At 72.6% G+C, this 22,740-nt stretch carries 14 protein-coding genes; 8 read left to right on the plus strand and 6 right to left on the minus strand.

Translation table 11 applies throughout. The features are described 5' to 3' along the window. Positions 1 to 14 precede the first annotated feature (14 nt). The gene (locus AB0K12_RS21125) at positions 15 to 410 is read right to left on the minus strand and encodes a hypothetical protein (protein WP_364381526.1); all 396 of its coding nucleotides are present in this window, start codon (positions 408 to 410) and stop codon (positions 15 to 17) included. A gap of 376 nt (positions 411 to 786) precedes the next feature. On the opposite strand from AB0K12_RS21125, the gene AB0K12_RS21130 reads away from it, so the two are divergent. Beyond that, positions 787 to 1,176, plus strand: a complete 390-nt coding sequence (locus AB0K12_RS21130; RefSeq protein WP_364563510.1) for an STAS domain-containing protein — start codon at positions 787 to 789, stop codon at positions 1,174 to 1,176. A 15-nt stretch (positions 1,177 to 1,191) separates the two neighbouring features. Here the strand turns inward: AB0K12_RS21130 and AB0K12_RS21135 are convergent, their stop codons facing one another. Further along, positions 1,192 to 1,524, minus strand: a complete 333-nt coding sequence (locus tag AB0K12_RS21135; protein ID WP_364563513.1) for a helix-turn-helix domain-containing protein — start codon at positions 1,522 to 1,524, stop codon at positions 1,192 to 1,194. A gap of 145 nt (positions 1,525 to 1,669) precedes the next feature. Between AB0K12_RS21135 and AB0K12_RS21140 the strand changes: the two genes are divergently transcribed. Continuing rightward, positions 1,670 to 2,068 carry an STAS domain-containing protein gene (locus AB0K12_RS21140; RefSeq protein WP_364563515.1) on the plus strand — a complete coding sequence of 133 codons (399 nt, stop codon included), beginning with the start codon at positions 1,670 to 1,672 and terminating at the stop codon, positions 2,066 to 2,068. 147 nt (positions 2,069 to 2,215) lie between these two features. Here the strand turns inward: AB0K12_RS21140 and AB0K12_RS21145 are convergent, their stop codons facing one another. The 3 genes from AB0K12_RS21145 to AB0K12_RS21155 all read right to left on the minus strand — a co-directional run bounded on the left by AB0K12_RS21145 (position 2,216) and on the right by AB0K12_RS21155 (position 4,453). Further along, positions 2,216 to 2,689 carry a winged helix DNA-binding protein gene (locus tag AB0K12_RS21145; RefSeq protein ID WP_364563518.1) on the minus strand — a complete coding sequence of 158 codons (474 nt, stop codon included), beginning with the start codon at positions 2,687 to 2,689 and terminating at the stop codon, positions 2,216 to 2,218. Then, on the minus strand, positions 2,676 to 3,062 hold the full coding sequence (locus AB0K12_RS21150; RefSeq protein ID WP_364563521.1) for an alpha/beta hydrolase: 387 nt from the start codon (positions 3,060 to 3,062) through the stop codon (positions 2,676 to 2,678). Before AB0K12_RS21150 ends, AB0K12_RS21145 begins: the two co-directional genes overlap by 14 nt. 92 nt (positions 3,063 to 3,154) lie before the next feature. Further along, positions 3,155 to 4,453, minus strand: a complete 1,299-nt coding sequence (locus tag AB0K12_RS21155; RefSeq protein ID WP_364563524.1) for a lysine N(6)-hydroxylase/L-ornithine N(5)-oxygenase family protein — start codon at positions 4,451 to 4,453, stop codon at positions 3,155 to 3,157. Between the two features lie 112 nt (positions 4,454 to 4,565). On the opposite strand from AB0K12_RS21155, the gene AB0K12_RS21160 reads away from it, so the two are divergent. Then, the gene (locus AB0K12_RS21160; protein WP_364563527.1) at positions 4,566 to 5,513 is read left to right on the plus strand and encodes a methionyl-tRNA formyltransferase; all 948 of its coding nucleotides are present in this window, start codon (positions 4,566 to 4,568) and stop codon (positions 5,511 to 5,513) included. Here AB0K12_RS21160 and AB0K12_RS21165 read toward each other — a convergent pair. Further along, a complete protein-coding gene (locus tag AB0K12_RS21165; protein WP_364563530.1) occupies positions 5,510 to 6,592 on the minus strand; it encodes an alpha/beta hydrolase-fold protein in 1,083 nt (360 codons plus the stop codon). The two genes, AB0K12_RS21160 and AB0K12_RS21165, sit on opposite strands and share 4 nt — an antisense overlap. Positions 6,593 to 6,661: 69 nt before the next feature. Here AB0K12_RS21165 and AB0K12_RS21170 point away from each other — a divergent pair, with 69 nt between their 5' ends. From AB0K12_RS21170 to AB0K12_RS21190, 5 genes are all read left to right on the plus strand, one after another. Further along, a complete protein-coding gene (locus tag AB0K12_RS21170) occupies positions 6,662 to 7,696 on the plus strand; it encodes an iron ABC transporter permease (protein WP_364563533.1) in 1,035 nt (344 codons plus the stop codon). Beyond that, positions 7,693 to 8,754 carry an iron chelate uptake ABC transporter family permease subunit gene (locus AB0K12_RS21175; RefSeq protein ID WP_364563536.1) on the plus strand — a complete coding sequence of 354 codons (1,062 nt, stop codon included), beginning with the start codon at positions 7,693 to 7,695 and terminating at the stop codon, positions 8,752 to 8,754. The genes AB0K12_RS21170 and AB0K12_RS21175 overlap by 4 nt, the downstream gene beginning before the upstream one ends. Before the next feature lie 138 nt (positions 8,755 to 8,892). Continuing rightward, positions 8,893 to 9,900, plus strand: coding sequence for an iron-siderophore ABC transporter substrate-binding protein (locus tag AB0K12_RS21180; protein ID WP_364563539.1), 1,008 nt, complete (start codon positions 8,893 to 8,895; stop codon positions 9,898 to 9,900). Positions 9,901 to 9,937: 37 nt separating this feature from the next. Continuing rightward, entirely contained in the window at positions 9,938 to 11,725 is a 1,788-nt protein-coding gene (locus tag AB0K12_RS21185; protein WP_364563542.1) for an ABC transporter ATP-binding protein, read from the plus strand. A gap of 80 nt (positions 11,726 to 11,805) precedes the next feature. After that, a complete protein-coding gene (locus AB0K12_RS21190) occupies positions 11,806 to 22,740 on the plus strand; it encodes an amino acid adenylation domain-containing protein (protein WP_364563544.1) in 10,935 nt (3,644 codons plus the stop codon).

Here is a 22,740-nt window from a genome sequence, read left to right on the forward strand (position 1 = left end):
GGCGCGCGCTCCGGTCAGATGGCCAGCAGGTCGAATCCCCCGTTGGCGAGCTGCCCCGTGTTGGTGTCGTACACGGTGACGGTGATGGTGTTGTGCCGGTAGCACGTCGTGGACGGGTTACGGTAGGCGATGTTCGGCAGCCTCCGCGGTTCGCGCGGAGTGAGCTGGATGAGCGTGTGGGGCGCGGACACCGAGTGATCGAGCTGGACGCAGTACCTGCCAGTGCCCGCCCGCCACGACCGCACGACGTTCGTCCCGTTGTTGAGGCTGCCGTCGGAGTTGATGATGGCCGCGGCGGAGTCGTAGAAGTCCGCCGGGCTCTGGGATTCGGCGAGCGCGGGAGACGCCGCTGCCGTGATGAGACCGGCGACCGTCAGAGCGAAAGCGCCTGACACAGTACGACGGAGCATGTGTTTTCCTTTCGATCGCGTCCCGATAGGAAGCAAGAAAGAAAGTAAGTCGGCGTGTGCCGGGACGCCGCTCGCCACCCCGACAAAGATGATCAAGAAACCTTGGCGGTTCGCAAGAGAACCCGTGACCAAGCCGCGAGTGGCATCCGTTGCCCACAACCGTCACAGGCGAATCCATGGGGAATCACGGCGACGGTAAAAGAACGCTTCCGGGTCTCCCCTTTTTGCCCCCGCAAGCCATTCGCGCCCCGATTCGGCGGCCATTCCGGCTGTCCCGGGAATTTCGTCTCCTTTACGTGTCCTCCGACCTCTGTACGCCCGTCTCCCGCGCCGTTACCGTAGGGCTGCGAACTTCTCGTGGTGGGGGAGGATGCCCGTGCCGGAACTGACGTTCGCCATGCAGCGGCTTCCGGGGGTGAGCGTGATCTCCGTGGCGGGCGAGATCGACGCCGTAACGGCCGTCCTGCTCGACCGTCATCTGCGCGCCACCCGCCGCGCGCCCCATGAGCACCTGGTCATCGACCTCAGCGACGCCCACTTCCTGGGCAGCGCCGGGCTGCGGGTCCTGCTCAACACCCATGCCTTCGCCCGCCAGCACGGCGGCACCCTGCGCCTGGCGGCGCCGCATCCCCGGCTGGCGGCGATGATGCGGATCACCCGCGCGCACACGGTCCTGCACGTGCACGACACCGTCGAAGAAGCCGTACTGGCCGCCCTGCGCCTGCCCGCCCCGGTGACGCGGCCGGCCATCGAGGCCGCCCCTTGACGTCTCGGCCCGAGGTCACTCGGTGGCCTTCTCCGGCTCCGCGCTCGCCAGATCGTGCTGGGTGAACATGTCGATGAGGAGACGGACAGGCAGGTCGGCCTCGGTCGGGTAGCGGAAGCGGGCTTCGGGGTTGAGGCTGTACTCGTTGCGCCGCCCCACGCGGTCGATGGTGACGTAGCCGGCCTGCTGGAGGTCGGAGACGATGCCCTGGACGGCGCGCTCGGTGATGCCGATGCCCGCGGCGATGTCGCGGACGCGGGCGCGCGGGTCGCGGGCGAGTTCCACCAGCACGCGGGCGTGGTTGGTCAGGAAGGTCCAGGAGCTGGACCGATTGATGGACGTGCTCACGAAAACTCAAGTTGTACCAGATAAGAGCACGTCAGGTGCGCCGGGCGAGGAAGATCACACGAAAAATGCTTCCGGCATTGCAATTCGGGCATTATGCTTCAGATCCAAAGAAGGACGTGAGATCGACCATGACCGGGAGGACGCCATGCACCTTCACCTCGCCCACCGGCCTGGCGACAGCCTCGAACCCGCCGGGTCGCCCCTGACCCTCGACTCCCGGTGGCACGACGCCGGCCTGGTGATCACCGTGCTGGGCGAGGTGGACATGACGAACGCCGCCCTGCTGGAGGAGTACGTCCGCGAGCAGGCGGCACCCGGCGAGCACGTGGCGCTCGACCTGACCATGCTCACGTTCATGGACAGCAATGGGCTGCGTGCCCTGGAGAGCCTGCACAACGCCCTGCGCGACGGCGGCGGCTCGCTCCGCCTGACAGGCGTCCACGGCGTACTGGTCCGGCTGCTGGAGATCACCGGCCTGTGGGAGGTCCTGGACATCCACGGGGGCCCCGCCGGCGACGCGTTCGCCGGCCGGTGCGGCCCATGACCCTCAGCTCGCCGACACCGAGCAGCTGTTGGCACGGAAGTCGAGACCGCCGCTCGACGAGCAGCCGCCGCTGGCCCAGGTGGCCCGCTGGTCGGACGAGGACCAGACGAGGACCGGACGGCGGCAAGGCCTCTTCGCCGCCCCAGGTCAAGCCGGATCGCGGGTGAAACTCTCAGCGCGGCGGGCCACGGCCTGACCCGCGGGCAGGCCGGCGACGAAGGTGCGCAGGAAGCCGAGCACCTCGCCGACGTCACGCCCGGCCGACGCCCCATCGATGGTCGCGTACAGCTCCTCCTCGATCTCCACGATCCGCCGGCCCAGCCGGTCGCCCTCCTCGGTGAGCGTCAGCTCGACGTGCCGGCGGTCGTGGGCGGCGACGTCGCGGCTGACCAGGCCGGCGGTGACCATGCGGTCGACCAGCCGGCTCGGGCTGTTGCCGCTCTCGCACACCAGCAGGTCGCCGAGGCCGTTGAGGGTGAGCGGCCCGTGCTGCTGCAGGACGCGGACAACCTCCGCCTGGGACGGGGTGACGCCGAGCGGGCGCAGCGCCTGCGCGAGCAGCCGGTTGCCCTCGCGCTGGGCGGCCAGGATGAGGTAGCGCAGCTCTTCAGCGGGCCGCATGCGCCACCTCGTTCATCAGGGACGTCTCCACCGCCGCCGCGTAGGTCTCGGGCCGGGTGAAGCGGAACTTGTGGCCGGTGCGGTCGAGCACGACCTCGCGGGCGCCGGGGATGCCCGTACGCATGATCTCCGCCGCCCGCTCGCCGATCAGCCGGTCGTGGGACGGGGTGATGATGAGCGTGGGCACGTCCACCTGGCCGAGCCGGTCGGTGTGGTCGGCGGCGAGCGCGTCGGCGTAGGCCTCCACGTCGGCGGGGTGGTCGGGGCGGCGGAAGGTGCGCAGGGGCCGGTGCGCGAGCGGGGCGAGCCGGGCGATCTCCCAGGGGGCGCCGGACAGGCACGGGACGGGGACCAAGGTCGATTCGTTCGACATGCCACACACATTACATGACATTTATGTCGTGTAATCTATGTCGTGGGCGCAGCGGGACCGGCCTGGATGCCAGCCGACCGGCCCCTTGCGCGCTACACCAGTGCTCGCACCCGGGCGCAGGCTGGGGTGCGGAGCCGGTCGGTCAGGGAGGCGGCGATCTCGCCTACGCGGACGGCGGTGTTCGAGAGCAGGGTCGAGGTGAGGCCGTGGGTGTGTTCGCTGGCGCCCTGGACGTAGATGCCGCAGCGCAGCTCGGGCGAGGTGGCGATGCGGTAGTCGCGGCCGAGGCGGACGCCGCCGCCGGGGAGGCGCTCGCACAGGCCGCCCGTCTCGCCGAGGAGGGTGAGCGGGTCGGTGGGGCGGTAGCCGGTGGCGTAGACGACGACGTCGGCCTCCAGCAGGGTGCGCTCGCCGGTGGGCAGGAACTCGACCGTGACGCGCAGGCCGCTGGAGTCGTTCTCGACGCCGGTCAGGCGGGAGGCGTTGAAGATGCGCAGCCGCTCCTTGCCCTGCACCCTCTCCTGGTAGTGGCGGCGGTAGAGCTCGTCGATGAGCTCCAGGTCCACCACGGAGTAGTTGGTGGAGGCGTGGTACGCGCGCAGGCGCTCCTTCACCTCGTCCGGTGCGGTGTAGAAGTGGTCGACGGCCTCGGGGTCGAAGATGCGGTTGGCGAAGGAGCTGTCGTCGGCGGGCGTGTAGCCGTACTTGGCGAAGACGGCGCAGACCTCGGCGGCGGGGAAGGCTCCGTGCAGGTGGCCCGCCACCTCGGCGGCGCTCTGCCCGGCCCCGACCACGACGAACCTGCGCGGGTCGCGCAGCGTGGGCAGCTTGGCGAGCAGCTCCTCGCTGTGCCAGACGCGCTCGTCGCTCACGATGCCGCCGGGCAGGACGGGCTCGAGGCCGGCGGCGAGCACGAGGTTGCGGGCGCGGCGGGTGACGAGCGTGCCGTCGCCCTGCCGGGCCACCACGTCGAGGAACTCGATGGCGCCGCCCGCTTCGACGGGGGTGACGGCGACGACTTCGGCGGCGTACTCGACCTGGTCGGTGAAACGCGCTGCTGCCCATTCGAGGTAGTCGTGGAATTCCAGCCGGGACGGGAACATCGTCTTGTGGTTGATGAAGTCGAGCAGCCGGCCTTTCTCCTGCAAATAGCACAGGAAGCTGAACTCGCTGGCCGGGTTGCGCATGGTGACCAGGTCCTTCAAGAACGAGACCTGCATGGTCGTGCCTTCGATGAGCATGCCGCGATGCCAGCCGAAGGCGGGCTGTTTCTCCAGGAAGACCGCGTCGACTCCGTCACCGTGACGCTCTTTGAGCGCGATGGCCAGGGCCAGGTTGGAGGGCCCGAAGCCGATGCCAATGAGGTCGTGGACGTGCTGCTCCGCTGACATGGAGGCCTTTCTAGACGACCGAACCGGGGGTGGAGACGAGGCCCAAATTAGGTTAGCCTTGCCTAATTAAGGTCACCCTAACCGAAGCGGTTCCTCTCGACAAGGAGACACCATGCGGGTCGTGATGTTCGGCTACCAGACCTGGGGGCACCGCACGCTCCAGGCTCTTCTGGACTCCACGCACGAGGTCGTGCTGGTGGTGACGCACCCCAGGAGCGAGCACGCGTACGAGAGGATCTGGAACGACTCGGTGGCCGAGCTGGCCGAGGCCCACGGGGTGCCGGTGCTGCTGCGCAACAGGCCCGACGACGACGAGCTGATGGCCCGGCTCAAGGAGGCCGAGCCCGACCTCATCGTCGCCAACAACTGGCGGACGTGGATCCCGCCGGAGATCTTCGCGCTCCCCCGCCACGGCACGCTCAACGTGCACGACTCGCTGCTGCCCGCCTACGCCGGCTTCTCCCCGCTGATCTGGGCGCTGATCAACGGCGAGAAGGAGGTGGGGGTGACCGCCCACATGATGAACGAGGAGCTGGACGCCGGCGACATCGTCGTGCAGCGTGCCGTTCCCGTCGGGCCCCGGGACACCGCCACCGACCTCTTCCACCGCACGGTGGATCTGATCGGGCCGATCGTCACCGAGGCGCTCGACCTCATCGACTCCGGCACGACCGTCTTCACCCCGCAGGAGCGCTCGAAGGCCAGCTTCTTCCACAAGCGCTCGGTCGAGGACGGCAACATCGACTGGACCTGGCCCGCCGAGGACATCGAGCGGCTGGTACGCGCCCAGTCCGACCCGTACCCGAACGCCTTCACCTACTACAAGGGCGAGCGGATCCGCGTCACCAAGGCGTCGGTGTCGCAGGGCATCTACGGCGGCACGCCGGGCCGGGTCTTCATCCGCGAGGGCGACGGCGTGGTCATCGTGGCGGGCGCCGAGGCGCGCAAGGGGCGTGATCACGGGCTGGTGATCGAGCGGGTCCGTACGGAGGACGGCGCCGACCTGCCCGCCACCGAGGTGTTCCGCGCCATGGGCGGCTACCTGACCAGGCACCCCTAGGACCCGAGCACCCAGGCGACGTCTCTGAGCAGGGCGTGCCGCCAGCCCGCCCGGTCGTGGTCCGACGGTGAGCGCGACACGCGCACGGTGGCGCCCGCCCGCGCGACCAGGCTCTCGACACGTTCACAGTGGGGCAGCACGCGGTGCTCGTGCTCCCCCACGTCGAACGCGACCCGCAGGCCGGACAGGTCGGGGCGGTCCCGCTCCAGGCGGGCGGCGACGGCTCCGCCCGCTGGGCCGCCGAGCGGGTCGGCGCGCGACTCGGCCCCCGGCTCCCACCAGAACGAGCCCGACTGGCAGGCCACGCCGGCCATCAGACCGGGGAACTCCAGGGCGGCGTACAGGGCGGTGAGCCCGCCGAGGCTCTGCCCGGCGACCGCCAGCGTGCCGGGGTCGGCGGGCACGCCGCTGCCCGCGAGCAGGGGCAGCAGCTCGTCGCGGACGGCCCGCCACAGCTCGGGGCGGCAGGCGTACTCGTGGGAGCGGTCGCGGACGGGCAGGAAGACGAGCGTGGCGGGCGGCAGCGCGCCCGCGGCCACGGCGGCGTCGAACGCGGTCATGGCCGGGTGCAGGTGCAGCCAGTCGTCGCCGTCGAGCAGCAGCACGACGGGCCCGCCGCCGCCCGCTGGATGCACCCGCACGGTACGCCGCCCGCCCAGCACCGCGCTGGCCCACCGCAGGCGGGTGTCCGGCAGCGGCAGCACGTCGTCGGGGCCGACGGAGGGCCAGTACGGCTGCTCGGGCACGTCGGGCGTGGCCGCGATCGACCGCTCGCCACCGGCCCCGACGGGGTTGAGGGGGTCGGCGAACGCGCCGTCGCCCGTCTCCACCTGGTACGTCACCCGCAGCCGGGCGGGCATGGCGACCTCGGCGTACCAGCAGTCGGTCCCGCCGAACCGGGCCAGCGGCACCGGCTCCGACCAGCTCTCGAAGACGACGCGCGCCGGCCCGCCGCGCCACAGGAAGAGCGTCGTCCAGCCCTCGCCGTCCGATGCGACGGCGGGCGAGCGCGCGGCCCGCCAGAACTCCTCGGTGCCGGGTTCACCGGTGAGCCCGTACCTGGCGAACGTCTCCCCCATGCGCTCCCGTACCCTTCCCTTTGACCGTCAGCTAAGGATAGCTTTACCTAAGTCGAACGATAAGGACCCATGAGCACGAGTGTGGTGAAACGTGCCCGCCGGCGGCGCGTCGTCGGCGCGGGCACCCTCGCGGTGGTCCTGGTGGTCGTGGCGGGCGCGTCACTGGCCGTCGGGGCGCGCGCGCTGAGCCCCGGCGAGGTGTGGCACGGCCTGTTCGCGGCGGCGGGCGGTGATCAGCGGCTCACCGAGATCACGCTCATCGTGCAGACCGTCCGCGTGCCGAGGACCGTGCTGGCCATCGCGGCCGGCATCGCGCTCGGCGTCGGCGGCGCGCTGATCCAGGGCTACACCCGCAACCCGATCGCCGACACCGGCCTGTTAGGCGTGAACGCGGGCGCCTCGTTCGCCGTGGTCACGGTGATCATCCTGTTCGGCCTGGCCAACCCGTACCAGTACGTGTGGTTCGCCTTCCTGGGCGCGGCGGCGGCAGGGGTGGTGGTGTTCGGGCTGGCCAGCATCGGCCAGGGCGCGGGCAACCCGCTGACGCTGGCGCTGGCCGGGCAGGGCATCGCGGTGTTCCTGGCGGCGATGACCACGGCGATCGCGCTGACCGACCAGACCTCGCTGAACGCGCTGCGGTTCTGGAACGCGGGTGGGGTCGCCGGGGTCGGATTCGACGTGATCTGGCCGGTGGTCGTGTTCATCGGGGCGGGGCTGGTGCTGGCGGCGACCACGCTGCCCGCCATCAACCTGCTCAACCTGGGTGACGACGTGGCCCGCGCGATGGGCGTGAACATCGCCCGCAACAGGACCGTCGGCATCGCCGCCATCACCGTGCTGGCGGGGGCGGCGACGGCGGCGTGCGGGCCGATCGCGTTCCTCGGCCTCATGGTGGCCCACGTCGCCCGTTACGTGACCGGGCCCGACTACCGGTGGCTGGTGCCGTTCGCCGGGCTGCTCGGCGCGGTGATCCTGCTGGCCTGCGACATCCTGGGGCGCGTGGTGACGCGGCCGGGTGAGCTGCCCGCGGGCGTCGTCGTCGCCCTGGCCGGGGCCCCCTTCTTCGCGGCGCTCGTGTGGCGCGGAAAGTTCAGGAAGACGTGATCGCGACGGTGGTGCGCGGCGTGCGGGTCGGCCGCGCGTCGTTCGTGTGGCGGCCGTGGATGGTGTGCGCGACGCTGCTGCTCGCGGCGGCGGCGTTCCTGGTGTTCTGCCTGTCGATCGCGCTCGGCGACTTCCCGATCGCCCTGCCGCAGGTGGTGGCGACGCTGTTCGGGCAGGGCGAGCGGGTGGACGAGTTCGTGGTCATGGACCTGCGGATGCCGCGCGCGCTGGCCGGGCTGGTGGTCGGGGTCGCGCTCGGGGTGTCGGGGGCGATCACGCAGTCGATCGCGCGCAACCCGCTGGCCAGCCCCGACGTGCTGGGCATCACCGGCGGCGCGAGCGTGGTCGCGGTGTTCCTGGTGACGGTGACCGGCGGCGCCGCCTCGGCGATCGTCGGCACGGTGGGGCTGCCCGCGGCGGCGCTGGGCGGCGGCCTCTGCACCGGCCTGCTGGTGTACTTCCTGGCCTGGCGGCGCGGCATCGACGGCATGCGGCTGATCCTCATCGGCATCTCGGTGAGCGCCGTGGCGGAGGCGATCACGGTGTGGCTGCTGGCCACGGCGGACATCCGCGACGTGGCGCGGGCGCAGGCGTGGCTGGTCGGCTCGCTGGACTCGCGCACCTGGGAGGAGGTGCTGCCGGCGGCGTGGTGCCTGCTCGTGCTGCTGGCCGTGGTGGCGTACGTGGCCTTCCATCTCAAACCGCTGCACTTCGGTGACGAGGTGGCGGCGGGGCTCGGCGTGCGGTTCTCGGTGGTGCGGGGCGTGCTGCTGCTCTGCGCGGTGCTGCTGGCCGGAGTGGCGGTGAGCGCGGCCGGTCCCGTGGCGTTCGTGGCGCTGGTGGCGCCGCAGGTGGCGATGCGGCTCACGCGGTACGCGACGCCGCCGCTGGTGGCTTCCGGGCTGATGGGAGCGGTGCTGCTGATCGGCGCGGACCTGGTGGCGCGCACGGTGCTGCCGGTGGTGCTGCCCGTCGGCGTGGTGACGGCCGCGATCGGCGGCCCGTTCCTCGTGTACGTCCTCGTGCGGGCCAATCTCAGGAGAGCCAGAGGGCACTGAAGCGTTAGGTTAGCCTTACCTAACCTATTCGTGTTACGGTTTGCCTGCCCACGTCGGTGGTGCAGCCAAAGCACGACAGCAAGGGACTTGCGGATGCTCTCCCCACGAACGACAGTTGCGAAGACCCTGCGGCGGTTAATGGTGGTGTTGTCCGCCGCGGCCCTCCTCGCGGGGTGCGGTTCCGGAGCCACGGAGCAGCCGGGCGCGACCACCTCCGCCACCCAGGCCGCCGGCGCGGGCGGCGCGTTCCCCGTCACCGTGGAGCACGCCTTCGGCACCACGGAGATCACCAAGGCCCCCGAGCGGGTCGTCTCCGTCGGCTACACCGACGACCAGGCCATCCTGGCGTTCGGCATCAAGCCGGTCGGCATGGTGGACCAATATCCGAACCCGCCCGGCAAGACGCCCGACATCAACACCCAGTGGCCCTGGGTGAAGGACAAATGGGGCGACACGCGGCCCGAGGTCATCATGACCAACGGCGACTCGGGCCCCAACTACGAGAAGATCGCCGCGCTGCGGCCCGACCTGATCATCGCCGTCTACTCGGAGATCGACCAGGCCGCCTACGACCGCCTGTCGAAGATCGCCCCCACGGTCGGTCGTACCAAGACCGAGAAGGAGCCGTTCAGCGCGCCCTGGCAGGACAACGCGCTGCACATCGCCAAGGCGCTCGGCAAGGCCGAGGAGGGCGCCACGATGGTGGCCGACATCGACGCCAAGCTCAAGGCGGCGCGTGAGGCGCACCCCGAGTGGGCCGAGAAGACGGCGGTCGCGCTGTCCTGGTACAAGAACTCGGTCGCGCCCTTCACCACCACCGACGTGCGCGGCCGGATGGTGACGGGCATCGGCTTCAAGGGGCAGCCGGAGATCGACGAGATCGCCGGCGGCGACTTCTACACGGTGCTGTCCCCCGAGCGCATCGACCTGGTGGACGTCGACCACATCTTCGTCATCGCCGACCAGGCCGACCAGGACGCGCTGAAGAAGTTCAAGCTGTTCGCCAACCTGCCCGCGGTCAAGGAGGGCAACGTGTCGTGGCTGCTGGACAGCGAGGGCCCGGCGATCGGCGCGGCCATGTCGCAGGGCACGCTGCTGTCGCTGCCGTACGCGATCGACGAGCTCGTCAAGTCGGTCCAGTCGTGACGGCGGCACCCCTTCCCCCGCCTGCGGCGGTCCTGGTGTGAGCACCGGCACCGCATCCGCCCCCGCCATCCTGCGCACGGCGAGCGCGCGCGAGGCCGCCCGGTGGGTCGTGGCGCACTGCCGCGACACGCCGTGGCTGACCGCCGCCACCGTCGTGACCACCGTGGCGGGGGCGGCGCTGCAGGTCCTGCCGGTGTTCCTGCTCGGCAGGGTGGTGGACGGCGTGGTCGCCGGCGCCGGGAGCGGCGAGGCGCGGGAGCTGCTGGTCACGGTCGGGGTGCTGCTGGCGGTCGCGCTGCTGCTCGGCACGGTGGCCGCGGCGGCCTCGACGTACCTGATCGGGCGGCTCGGCGCCGACCTGCTGGCGCGGCTGCGCGAGGGCGCCGTACGCGCGGTGCTCGGCCTGCCCAGCGCCAGGATCGAGCAGGTCGGGCACGGTGACGTGCTGTCGCGGGTGGGCGACGACGTGGCCGTGGTGTCCAAGGGCATCCGCACGGCCGTCCCCACGCTGTTCTCGGCTGCCGTGCTCGTCGTCATCGCCACGATCGGGATGTTCGGACTCGACTGGCGGCTGGGGCTGGCGGGGGCGGGGGCGCTGCCCGCGTACGCGCTGGCGCTGCGCTGGTACCTGCCCCGCTCCGCGCCGCTCTACCGGCGCCAGCGCGAGGCCCAGGCCGACCGGGCGCAGGCTTTCATCAGCGGCCTGAACGGGATCGAGACCGTGCGGGCCTACCGCCTCGAACCCCTCTTCCGCGAGCGGGTGGCCCGCGAGTCGTGGCGGGTGCGCGACCTCGGCATCGAGGTGTTCCGCTTCTTCGGCCGGTTCGTCGGCAGGGAGAACCGCGCCGAGTTCATCGGGCTCGTCCTCATCATCGTCGTCGGGTACGTGCTGCTGGAGACCGGCTCGGTAACCCTGGGCGAGGCGTCGGTGGCGCCGCTGCTGTTCCACCGGCTGTTCAACCCGCTCGGGTCGATCATGTTCACCTTCGACGAGGCGCAGAAGTCGGGCGCGAGCCTGGCCCGCCTGGTCGGGGTGCTGGGCGAGGCCACGCAGGACCGGCTCGCGGGCGGCGTACCCGCCGGGTCCGGCTCGTACCCGGTGACGGTGGAGGGGCTGACGTTCACCTATCCCGGCTCCGAGCGGCCCGTCCTGAAGGACGTGAACCTGACGATCCCGGCCGGCGGCTCGCTGGCGCTGGTCGGGGCCACGGGCGCGGGCAAGACGACGCTGGCGGCGCTGATCGCCGGCATCGGCACGCCGCAGGCCGGCTCGGTGCGCGTCGGCGACACCCCGATCTCCGGCCTGGACGAGGCCGACGCGCGGGCGCTGGTGAGCATCCTGACGCAGGAGACGCACGTGTTCTCCGGCACGCTCGCCGAGGACCTGCGGCTGGCCGCGCCCGGGGCGAGCGACGCCGAGCTGATGGACGCGCTGCGCACGGTGGGCGCCGAGCCGTGGGTGACGGCGCTGCCCGACGGGCTGGACACCCTGGTCGGCGAGGGCGGCGAGCGGCTCGACGGCACCAAGGCCGCGCAGCTCGCGCTGGCCCGGCTGGTGCTGGGGCGGGCGCCGGTGGTGGTGCTGGACGAGTCGACCGCGGAGGCGGGCAGCCAGGGGGCGGCCGAGCTGGAGCGGGCGGTGCTGGCGGCGTGCCGGGGGCGTACGGCGCTGTTCGTGGCGCACCGGCTGACGCAGGCGATGACGGCCGACCGCATCGCGGTGCTGGACGCGGGCCAGGTGGTCGAGGAGGGCACCCACGAGGAGCTGGTGGCCGCGGGCGGCCGGTACGCGCGGCTCTGGCGGGCCTGGCGCGAGGCTGGTTAGCCGATCATTGTTAGGTTAGGCTTACCTTACTAGTGTCTGAAGGGGCGGCTGAGGTCTTCATGCTGGAACCAAGCACTCGTGTGGTATCCCTCTCTCCCGAACGGCTGGCCGGCCTGCGCCGCCGTGCCGGGGACCATTCCGACGGGGTCCTGCTCGAAGCGTGCGCGATCGGGTTGGCCTTCTGGGCGGACGGGCTGAGCCCCGACGGGCTCGACCTGTCGCCGGCCACGCTCTTCGCCGACGTGGTGGCGTGGGCGGCGGGCGGCGGGCGCGCGCCCCGCGGCTGGCGGGTGGACGGCTCTGATCTGTCCGTCCCCGGGCACGTCGACCCGGCGGACGCGCAGCTCGCGCTGGACGACCTCGCCGGCTTCCCCGACCGGCCCATCGGCACCATCGCCCCGTCCAGCGTCGAAGCCCGGCTCGCGCAACTCGCCCGCTGGAACGACACCCACGCGGACCGGGACAGGCCGACCCTCGTGCAGCTGTTCCACGAGCAGGCACGCACCCGTCCCGACGCCGTCGCCATCGTGGACGAGCGCCGCACGCTCACCTACCGCGAGGCCGCCGAGCTGGCCCATCAGCTCGCCCACCACCTCCTCGAACGCGGGCTCGCCGCCGAGCAGACCGTCGGCGTCTCCCTGGACCGCTCGGCCGAGATGGTGATCGGCCTGCTGGCGGTCCTCATGGCGGGCGGCGCTTTCGTGCCGCTCGACCCGCGCTGGCCGGCCGAGCGGCGGGCGCTCGTCATCGCCGACGCCGGGCTCGTCGCGCAGCTCAACCGCACCGGCGAGCACGACCCCGCCGAGCCGGACGCCGTCGCCGTGGACCTCGACGCCTGGGGCTACGGCTGCTACCCCACCACCCCGGCGGGGATCGACCTGCCCGGGCCCGCGCTGGCGTACGTGATCTTCACCTCCGGCTCGACCGGGCGGCCCAAGGGCGCGATGATCCGGCACGAGGCGATCAGCGAGCGGCTGCTGTGGCAGTCGCGCGAGATCCTCGGCTTCGGGCCCGACGACGCCTCGCTGTTCAAGGCGCCGCTGTCGTTCGACATCTCCATCAACGAGATCTTCCTGCCGCTGGTGTGCGGCGGGCGGCTGGTGGTGCTGCGGCCCGGCGGCGAGCGCGACCCGCACCACCTGCTCAGCGTGATCGCCGAGCAGCGGGTGACGTTCACGTATCTGGTGTCGTCGATGCTGGACGTGCTGCTGGAGATGGCCGGCGACTCCGGCCGCCTCGACAGCCTGCGGCACGTGTGGTGCGGCGGCGAGGTGCTCACCCCCGAGCTGTACGAACGCTTCCGCACCCGCCTCGGCATCCCCCTCTACCACGGCTACGGCCCCGCCGAGGCGACGATCGGCGTCTCCCACGTCATCTACCGTGGCGCGGCCGAGCGCCTGTCCACCTCGATCGGCAAGGCCAACCCCAACACCTGCCTGTACGTGCTGGACGACGAGCTGCGGCCGGTCCCCGCCGGGGTGGGCGGCGAGCTGTACGTCGGCGGTTTCCTGCTCGGGCGCGGCTACGTCAACGCGCCCGGACTGACCGCCTCCCGGTTCGTCGCCAACCCGTTCGCCTCCGACGGCTCCCGCCTCTACCGGACCGGCGACCTCGCCAGGTTCGCCCCCGACGGGTCGCTCGACTTCCTCGGCCGGGCCGACAACCAGGTCAAGATCCGCGGGATGCGGCTGGAGCTGGAGGACGTCGAGGTCGCGCTGGCCGAGCATCCCGGCGTGCGGCACACGTGCGTCGTCGCCAGGAAGCACGCCTCCGGCGGCACGTACCTCGTCGGGTACGTCATCCCGGCGGCGGGGCACGAGGACCTGCGGCCCGGCGACGTCACGGCGTGGGCCGCCGAGCACCTGGTCGAGTACATGGTGCCGGCGCACGTCGTCGTCATGACCGCGTTCCCCCTGACCCCCAACGGCAAGCTCGACCGCCGCGCCCTGCCCGAGCCCGAGCTGCGCGCCTCCCGCGTCGTGGCGCCCGCCACCGACGAGGAACGCGCGGTGTGCGCGGCCGTCGCCGGGCTGCTCGGCCTGGACGAGGTCGGCGTGGACCGCAACTTCTTCCGCCTCGGCGGCGACAGCATCCTGGCGATCTCGCTGATCAGCGCGCTACGCGAACGCGGCCTCCACGTCACCGCCGCCCAGGTCTTCGCCGGCCCGACTTTGGGCGCCCTCGCCGCGGTCGCGACCCGCGAGGGGGCGACCGCGGCGGACTCCGCCGACGTCGCCACGGGCCCGATCACGGGCTCCCCGATCGTGCGCTGGCTCGGCGGGACGACCGACGCCATCGACGGCTTCGCCCAGTCGGTGGTCCTCAACACCCCGGAGGCTTTGACCCCCGACGCTCTGGACACCCTGCTCACCACCCTCCTCGACCACCACCCCATGTTGCGCGCCCGCTTGACTCGCGGCGATGCCTGGGGCTTCGACGTCCCGGGCTCCCTGACTCTCCAGAAGGTGTGGGAGGAGAGCGACCGCGGGCTTGAGGAGTGTGTGGAGCGGGCCGTGGGCTCGCTCGATCCCGATCGGGGCGTCATGGTGCGCGCCGTTTGGCGGCGGGCGGAGCGGCAGCTGGTTCTCGCTGCTCACCACGTGGTGATCGATGGGGTGTCGTGGCGGATTCTCATGGAGGATCTGGCCACTGCCTGGCGGCAGCTCTCCTCAGGTGAGCCGATCGTGCTTCCGCGGGTCGGGACCTCGTTCCGGCGGTGGACGCAGGTGTTGGAGTCGGCGGCGTTCGACGGCGATCGGGCGTACTTCGCTCGGCCGCTGCCCGGTGAGGATCTGCCGCTGGGCAGGCGAGCGTTGGAGGCGTCGGACACCGTGGCGCGGGAGCGGGCGCACGTCGTCACCGCAAGCCCTGAGGTGACCGCCGCGGTGCTGGGTGAGCTGCCTGCGCGGTTCCATGCGAAGGTCAACGACGTCCTGCTCACGGCGCTGGCCGTCGCGCTCGCACGGCGGCGGCGGGAGCTGGGGCAGGGGCAGACGTTCGCGCACGTCGAGCTGGAGGGGCACGGGCGCGAGGCGCGGTTCCTCGCCGGAGCGGCCGGGTTCGAGCCGGAACTGTCGCGGACGGTCGGGTGGTTCACCACGTTGTTCCCGGTGACCGTGGACCCGGGCGCGAGCGGCGACTTCACCGACCCCGCGTACCTGGCGGCGGCGTTGAAGAAGGTGAAGGAGGACCTGGCCGGGGTTCCCGGCAACGGCATCGCCTACGGGGTGCTGCGCCACCTGCACGGCGTCGCGTTCGACACGCCCGCGCCGCAGGTGCTCTTCAACTACCTCGGCAGGTACGAGGCGGGCACGCGGTCGGACTGGCAGCTCGCGGTCGCGACCGGGCAGCTGGGCGAGCGGCGCGACCCGGGGATGCGGCTGCCGCGCGCCCTGGAGTTCAACGCCGTCGCCGAGCCGGGGCCGACGGGCGCGTACGAGCTGGTCACCACCATCTCCTGGCCCGACGGCGTGTTCACCGGGGAGGACATCGAGGCCCTCGCCGGCTACTTCCGCCAGGCTCTGGAGGGCCTCGCGGCGCTCGACGGCGGCGGCCACTCCCCCAGCGACTTCCTGCCGCTCGCCCTCACCCAGGCCGACGTGGACGCCCTGGACGGCCCGAACCTGCGCGACGTCCTCCCGCTGACCCCGCTCCAGGAGGGCCTGTACTTCCATTCCGTCTTCGACGACGACTCGGCGGGCAGCTACGTCGAGCAGCAGGTGCTCACCCTGGACGGCCCCGTGGACGCCGACCTGCTCGCCACGGCGGCCACCCGGCTGCTCGCGCTCCACCCCAACCTGGCCGCGCGGTTCGTGGCGCTCGCCGACGGCCGTGTGGTGTCGGTGCTTGAGGACGGCGTGCGCGCGCCGTTCACCACGCTCGACCGGCCCGGCATCACGGACGAGGAGCTGCGCGACCTCGCCGAGCGGGACCGCCGCGCCGGGTTCGACCTGGCCGTGGGCCCGCTGATGCGGTACACGCTCATCCGGCGGGGCCCCGATCGCCACGTTCTGGTGCAGACCGTGCACCACATCGTGGCCGACGGCTGGTCGGTGCCGGTGATGCTGCGGGCGCTGCTGGCCGAGTACCACGCGCCCGGCAGCGGGTACGCGCAGGACGGCTTCGCCGCGTATGTACGGGAGCTGGCCGGGCGGGACGACGCCGAGAGCGAGCGGGTATGGCGGGACCAGCTCGCCGGGCTGCCCGGTCCTTCGCTGGTCGCCGAGGGGCACACCGCGTCGGAACACGTCGCGGACGTCAGCGAGGCTCTCGATGCCGATGACGCCGCCAGGGCCGCCGGGGTGCCGCTGAGCGTGGCCGTGCACAGCGCGTGGGCGGCCACCCTGGGCGGCATCCTGCACAGCACGGACGTGGTGTTCGGCTCCACGGTGTCGGGGCGCGAGGCGGACTTCCCCGGCATCCAGGACATGGTGGGGCTGCTCATCAACACGATCCCCGTACGCGCCCGGTGGGACGGCACTGCTACGGCGGGCGAGCTGCTCGCCTCCGTGCACGAGCACCAGAGCGCCGTACGGGACCACCAGCACGTCTCGCTGTCCGCGATCGGGCGACTGGCGGGCGGGGGCCCGCTGTTCGACACGCTGGTGGTGTTCGACGTCGCCACCGACGTGGCCGGTTTGCGGCGGCCCGGGGACGAGGTGGTCATCACCGAGGTTCTCAACGAGGGCGCGCCGCACTACCCGCTGACCCTGGTGGTGGAGCGGGAGCCCGGCGGCGGGCCGCGCTTCACGCTCATCTACGACCGCGCGCTGCTGCGGGAACGCGGCGCCAAGACCATCCTCGCCACCTTCACCCGCACGCTCACCGCACTCCTCAATCGCCCGGACACCCCGGTCGGCGAGCTGGACGGGATCTCCCCGGCGGCCGACCTCCACGAAGGCGCGCCGCTCGCGGACGCGCGGCCCCTGCAGGACGGCGGGTGGCCCGGGGCCTCGCAAAGGACGCTGGGCGGGTTGTTCGATGCTGCCGCGGCGCGGTATCCGGATGCGGTCGCCGTCAGCCGGTGCGGGATCGACGGGGGCGCGCGGTCGATGACGTACCGGGAGGTGCGGGAGGCCAAGGAGCGGGTGGCGTCGGCGCTGCGGGCGGCCGGGGTGGGACCGGGTGAGCGGGTCGCGGTGGCGGTGCCTCGCTCGCTGGAGCAGGTGGTCGCGCTCATCGCGGTCGTCTCGGCGGGCGGCGCGTACGTGCCGCTCGACCCGGCGTACCCGGACGAGCGGCTGGCGTACCTGCTGGCCGACTCCGCGCCCAAGGTGGTGCTGGTGGACCGGGAGCGGCGGGACCGCATGGAGCGGCTGACCGGCGGGCGGGCGCGGGTGCTCGTGCAGGACGACGACCTGCCGCTGGACGACACCAGGCCGGCCGTCGGGCCGCACGACCCCGCGTACGTGATCTACACCTCGGGCTCCACCGGCCGCCCCAAGGGGGTCGTGGTGCCGCACGCCGCGGTCCTGTCGCTGCTCGCCGGGACGTGGCCGGACCTGCGGTTCGGGCCGGACGACGTGTGGGTGCAGTTCCACTCCGCGTCCTTCGACTTCGCGGTATGGGAGCTGTGGGGCGCGCTGGCCCACGGCGGCGAGCTGCTCGTCCCCGAGTACGCGCTGACCCGCTCCCCCACCGACTTCCACCGCGTGGTGCGCGAGCGCGGGGTGACCGTGCTGAACCAGACGCCGTCGGCGTTCTACCAGTTCGCCGAGGCCGACCGGCACGCGGCGGAGCCGGTGGAGTCGCTGCGGGTGATCGTCTTCGGCGGCGAGGCGCTGGACCCCGGCCGGTTGCGCGGCTGGGTCGAGCGGTACGGCACGCGCTCGCCTGAGCTGGTCAACATGTACGGCATCACCGAGACCACGGTGCACGTCACCCATCGGGTGCTGACCGACGAGGACTTCGCGGGCGGCTCCGTCTCCCCCATCGGGCGGGCGATCCCCGGGCTGGTCACGTACCTGCTGGACGACCGGCTGCGGCCGGTGCCGCCCGGCCGGGTCGGCGCCATCTACGTGGCCGGTGCGCAGGTCTCGCTCGGCTACCTGGGGCGGCCGGGGCTGACGGCGTCCCGGTTCGTGGCGGATCCGTTCGCCGGTGACGGGTCGCGGATGTACCACACGGGCGATCTGGCGCGGCGGACGCTGGACGGCGAGCTGGAGTTCGCCGGGCGGGCCGACGATCAGGTGCAGCTCAAGGGGTTCAGGATCGAGCTCGGGGAGGTGGAGTCGGCGATCCGCGACCTGGACGAGGTGATGGACGTGGCCGTCACCGTGGCTCCGTCGGGCGACCACCTGGTGGCGCACGTGGTGGGCCGGGTGCCGGACGACTGGGCCGAGCTGCTGTCGGCGCGGCTGCCGGCGTACATGGTGCCTGGTCAGGTGGCCCCTGTCGACGCGCTGCCGCTGACCGTCAACGGCAAGCTCGACCGCGCCCTGCTGACCACCCGCGCCCCACGACCCTCTGCGACCCCCGCGAGAGGTGGTGAGCACGCGCTGGTACAGGTGTTCGCCGAGACGCTGCCCGGTGTCGAGGTGGATGCGGACACCGACTTCTTCCGTGCCGGGGGCGACAGCATCGTGGCCATCGCGCTGGTCAACCGGGCCAGGGCGTTCGGGCTGCCGATCACGCCGCGCGAGGTGTTCCTGTACAAGACGCCGCGCGCGCTCGCCGAGCACGTGGGGACGTCCGCGGAACCCGTGCCGATCGCCCGCGCGGACGGCCCGCTCGCGCCGACCCCGATCATGTTGCGGCAGCGTGGGCTGGGCGGCTCGCTCGCCAGGTTCGCCCAGGCCAGGACGCTGGTGGCGCCCGAGGGCACCGGCTTCGCCGACGCCGGGCGGGCCGCGAACGCGGTCGTCGCCGCCCACCCGGCCCTGCGGCTCCGCCTGAGCACCGAGCACGGCGTGTGGACGCTGCGGACCGAGCCGCCCAGGCCGGTCACGGTCGTCCGGGCCGGCGAGGCCGACGCGGCGGGCGCGGCGGGCGCGGCGGGCGCGGCGGCGAACGAGGCGGCCGACCGGCTCGATCCCGGGGCCGGGGAGATGATCGCGTTCGCGTGGCTGGAGGCGAGCAGGACGCTGGTCGTCACCGCGCATCATCTCGCCGTGGACGCGGTCTCCTGGCTGGTGCTGCTCGATGACCTGGCCGCCGCGATGCGGGGTGCCGCGCTCGCGCCGGAGACCACGCCCTTCGCGGACTATGCCGATGCCCTGGCCGCGACGGCGACCCATCACACCGGCACGCTCGACCGGTGGCTCACCACCCTGGCCGCGCCTCCGCTGCTGCCTGTCCCGCCGGCACGACGGCGGGAGGTGACGGTGGAGATAGCTCCCGAGGTCAGTGCGGTGGTGACGCGGGAGGCGCCTGCCGCGCTCGGCGTCGGCGTGACCGAGTTGCTGTGCGGGGCGTTGCGGGTCGCCTTGACCCGGGTTCAGGACGTGCCGGGCGACCTGGCCATCGATCTGGAACGGCATGGACGGGTCCCCGTGCTGCCGCACCACGACTACACGCGGACGGTCGGCTGGTTCACCTCCATCGCGCCCGTCCGGCTCAGCCCGCACACCGACCCGGTGCAGGCGGCGCGTGAGCTGAGCGAGCGGCAGCCGGACGAGCGGGCGCACCTCGCGTACGGGCAGCTCCGCCACCTCAACCCGCAGACCGCGCCGCTGCTGACCACGAGCCCGCAGGTGCTGTTCAACTACCTCGGCCGGGGCAGCGAGTCGCAGGCGGTGACGATCACGGGCGCGGACGCAGGCGGCCCGTACGCGGTCGAGGTGAACGCCTGGCTGGACGCGGCGACCGGGAGGTTGCGGGCCACGTTCGCGCTGGCCGGCGACCTCCCGGACGAGCTGCCTGAGCGCTGGCGGGAGGCCGTGGCGGAGATCGCGCGCAAGGCCGGGACGGCGGAGCGGACGGCGCCGGTGACGCCGCTGCAGAAGGGCCTGTTCTACCAGGCGCAGCTGGCGGGCCCAGCCGGTGACTACGCCGGTGACTACGCCGGTGACTACGTGGCGCAGAGCTGCTTCACCTTCGACCGCCGTCTCGACCCGGAGGCGCTGGCCGACGCGATGGCGTACGTGATCGCCCGGCACCCCGGCGTGGGCGCGGGGTTCACGACCGGCGCGGACGGCGACCCCGTCCAGGTGCTCGCGGCGGGCCGCCGGGTCGCCGTCCGCACACTGGACGTGGCGTCGGACGCCGAGGTCGAGGCCATACGCACGCAGGATCGGGCGACCGGCTTCGACCTGGAGGCGCCGCCGCTGATCAGGATGACCGTGCTCCGGCTGCCGGGCGGCGGGGACGTGCTGCTGCTGAGCTACCACCTGCTGCTGTGGGACGGCTGGTCGCGCGAGATCGTGCTGCGCGACCTGTTCACCGCCTACGAAGCCGCGCTCGCCGGGGAGCCGCTCGACCCGGAGCCGGCGACGCCGAGCTTCGAGGAGCACGCCCGCGCCCTCGACGCCAGGGACCTCGCCCCGGCCCGGCGCTTCTGGGCCGACCAGCTCGCCGGATTGTCCGGCCCGACGCTGCTGGCGGGTCCTGCGCCGGCGCTGCGGGACGAGCTGCCGCGCGCGCTCGTCCGTACGCTGCCGGCCGAGCAGTCGGAGCGGCTGCGCGAGGCGGCGAAGCAGCACGGCGTCACCCTGAACACGGTGCTGACGGGCGCCTTCGGCCTGCTGCTCGGCGCGCACACGGGCCGCTCCGACGCGGTCTTCGGCATCACGGTCTCGGGCCGCGACGGCGAAGGGCCCGGCGGCCGGGCGCTGGACGACATGGTGGGCGTGCTGCTCAACACCGTCCCGATGTGGACGCGCCCCCGCCCGGCCGACACCGTACGCCACTATCTGGCCGGCGTGCAGGCGGCCAGGGTCGCCGCGATGGAGCACGAGCACCTGGGGCTGGGCGACATCCAGCGCGACACCGGCCACGACGCCCTGTTCGACACCCTCTTCGTGCTGCAGAACTTCCTCGATCTGGACGCCCTCGGCGAGATCAACGCGCGGCACGGCATCGTCGAGGTGCTGTCCGACGACTCGACGCACTACCCGTTCACCTGGGTCGTGACGCCGGGCGAGCGGCTGACGGTGAAGCTGGAGTACCGCGACGGCGACACCGGCCGCGCCGAGCGCCTCCTGGACGACTACCTGCGCCTGCTGGACGGCCTGACCCGGGCGAGCGGCCCGGTCGGCGCGCTGCCGGGGCTGGGCGCGGTGCCGGTGCCAGGCCCGCGCGGCGACGTCGGCACCGACACGGTGGTGGACAGGTTCGACCGGGCGGCCCAACGCTCACCGCGCAGGACGGCGCTCGTCGCGGGCGGCGCGAGCATGACGTTCGAGCAGCTCATGGAGCGCAGCAGGGCGGTGGCAGGGGTGCTCGCCCAGCGGGGCATCGGCCCTGAGCGGACGGTCGGGCTGGCGATCCCGCGCTCGCTCGACTCGATCGTGGCGCTGTTCGCGGTGCTGCGGACCGGGGCCGCGTACGTGCCGCTGGAGCTGGACCACCCGGACGAGCGGATCGCCGCCATCGTGGCCGACGCCCGCCCCGACGTCATCCTCACCGTGAGCTCCGTCGCGCCCAGGCTGAGCGGCGAGCTGATCGAGCTGGACCGGCCGCTGCCGGAGGCGGAGCCGTACGTGACGTTCGCCCCGGACGACCCCGGCCGGCTGCGGCATCCCGCGTACGTCATCTACACCTCGGGCTCGACGGGCCGGCCGAAGGGCGTGGTGACCGAGTACGCCGGGCTGACCAACATGCTCGTCAACCACCAGCGCCGCATCTTCGAGCCGGTGCTGGCCGAGCACGGGCACCGGGTGTTCAGGATCGCGCACACGGTGTCGTTCGCGTTCGACATGTCGTGGGAGGAGCTGCTGTGGCTGGCCGACGGCCACGAGGTGCACATCTGTGACGAGGAGCTGCGCAGGGACGCGCCGCGGCTGGTCGCGTACTGCCTGGAGCACGGCATCGACGTCGTCAACGTCACCCCCACCTACGCCCAGCAGCTGCTGGCCGAAGGGCTGCTCGACGACCCGGCGCGGCGGCCGCCGCTGGTGCTGCTGGGCGGCGAGGCGGTGACGCCCGGCCTGTGGCGGCGGCTCGCGGAGACGGAGGGCACGTGCGGCTACAACCTGTACGGGCCCACCGAGTACACGATCAACACGCTCGGCGTCGGCACGTTCGAGTGCGCCGACCCGGTGGTGGGCGTGCCGATCGACAACACCGACGTGTACGTGCTGGATCCATGGCTGCGCCCGGTGCCCGACGGGGTGCCAGGCGAGCTGTACGTCTCCGGCGTCGGCATCGCCCGCGGCTACCTCGGGCAGAGCGGGCAGACCGCGCACCGGTTCGTCGCCTGCCCGTTCGGCGAGCCGGGCGAGCGCATGTACCGCACGGGTGACCTGGTGCTGCGACGGCCGGACGGGAACCTCGCCTACCTGGGACGTACCGACCAGCAGGTCAAGATCCGCGGCCACCGGGTGGAGCCGGGCGAGGTGGAGGCGGCGTTCGCGGCGCATCCCGCCGTGCGGTTCGCCGCCGCGGTGGCGCAGCCCGACCCGGGGGTGGACGGGGCGTACCGGCTGGCCGCCTACCTCGTGCTCGACGGCGCCGGCCTCGCGGCCGTCGCGGCCGAGGTGGGCGCCGCGCTGCCCGACTACCTGCGGCCCACGCACTACGCTCAGGTCGCCGCGATCCCGCTGACCGTGAACGGCAAGGCCGACACCAAGGCGCTGCCGGAGGCCAAGCCGCTGGGCGCGCTGACGTCGGCGGGCGAGCGCGGGCCGGCGACCGAGACGGAGGCGGTGGTGTGCGAGCTGTTCGCCGAGACGCTCGACCTGGACGACGACGAGGTGAGCGCGGTGAGCGACTTCCTCGCCATGGGCGGCCACTCGATGCTGGCGCTGCGGCTGGCCGGGCTGCTGCGCCGCGAGTTCGGCCCGATCGTCACCGTACGCGACCTGTTCACCCTGCGAACCCCGGAAGCGCTGGCCCGACACATCGATGAGCTGTCCTGA

Source organism: Nonomuraea sp. NPDC049419, from assembly GCF_040676995.1.
GTDB lineage: Bacteria > Actinomycetota > Actinomycetes > Streptosporangiales > Streptosporangiaceae > Nonomuraea > Nonomuraea salmonea.

Coding starts and splice junctions, on each gene's coding strand:
- AB0K12_RS21125 (WP_364381526.1), bottom strand. CDS start 410: ATGCTCCGTCGTACTGTGTCAGGCGCTTTCGCTCTGACGGTCGCCGGT.
- AB0K12_RS21140 (WP_364563515.1), top strand. CDS start 1,670: ATGCACCTTCACCTCGCCCACCGGCCTGGCGACAGCCTCGAACCCGCC.
- AB0K12_RS21145 (WP_364563518.1), bottom strand. CDS start 2,689: ATGCGGCCCGCTGAAGAGCTGCGCTACCTCATCCTGGCCGCCCAGCGC.
- AB0K12_RS21150 (WP_364563521.1), bottom strand. CDS start 3,062: ATGTCGAACGAATCGACCTTGGTCCCCGTCCCGTGCCTGTCCGGCGCC.
- AB0K12_RS21155 (WP_364563524.1), bottom strand. CDS start 4,453: ATGTCAGCGGAGCAGCACGTCCACGACCTCATTGGCATCGGCTTCGGG.
- AB0K12_RS21160 (WP_364563527.1), top strand. CDS start 4,566: ATGCGGGTCGTGATGTTCGGCTACCAGACCTGGGGGCACCGCACGCTC.
- AB0K12_RS21165 (WP_364563530.1), bottom strand. CDS start 6,592: ATGGGGGAGACGTTCGCCAGGTACGGGCTCACCGGTGAACCCGGCACC.
- AB0K12_RS21170 (WP_364563533.1), top strand. CDS start 6,662: ATGAGCACGAGTGTGGTGAAACGTGCCCGCCGGCGGCGCGTCGTCGGC.
- AB0K12_RS21180 (WP_364563539.1), top strand. CDS start 8,893: ATGGTGGTGTTGTCCGCCGCGGCCCTCCTCGCGGGGTGCGGTTCCGGA.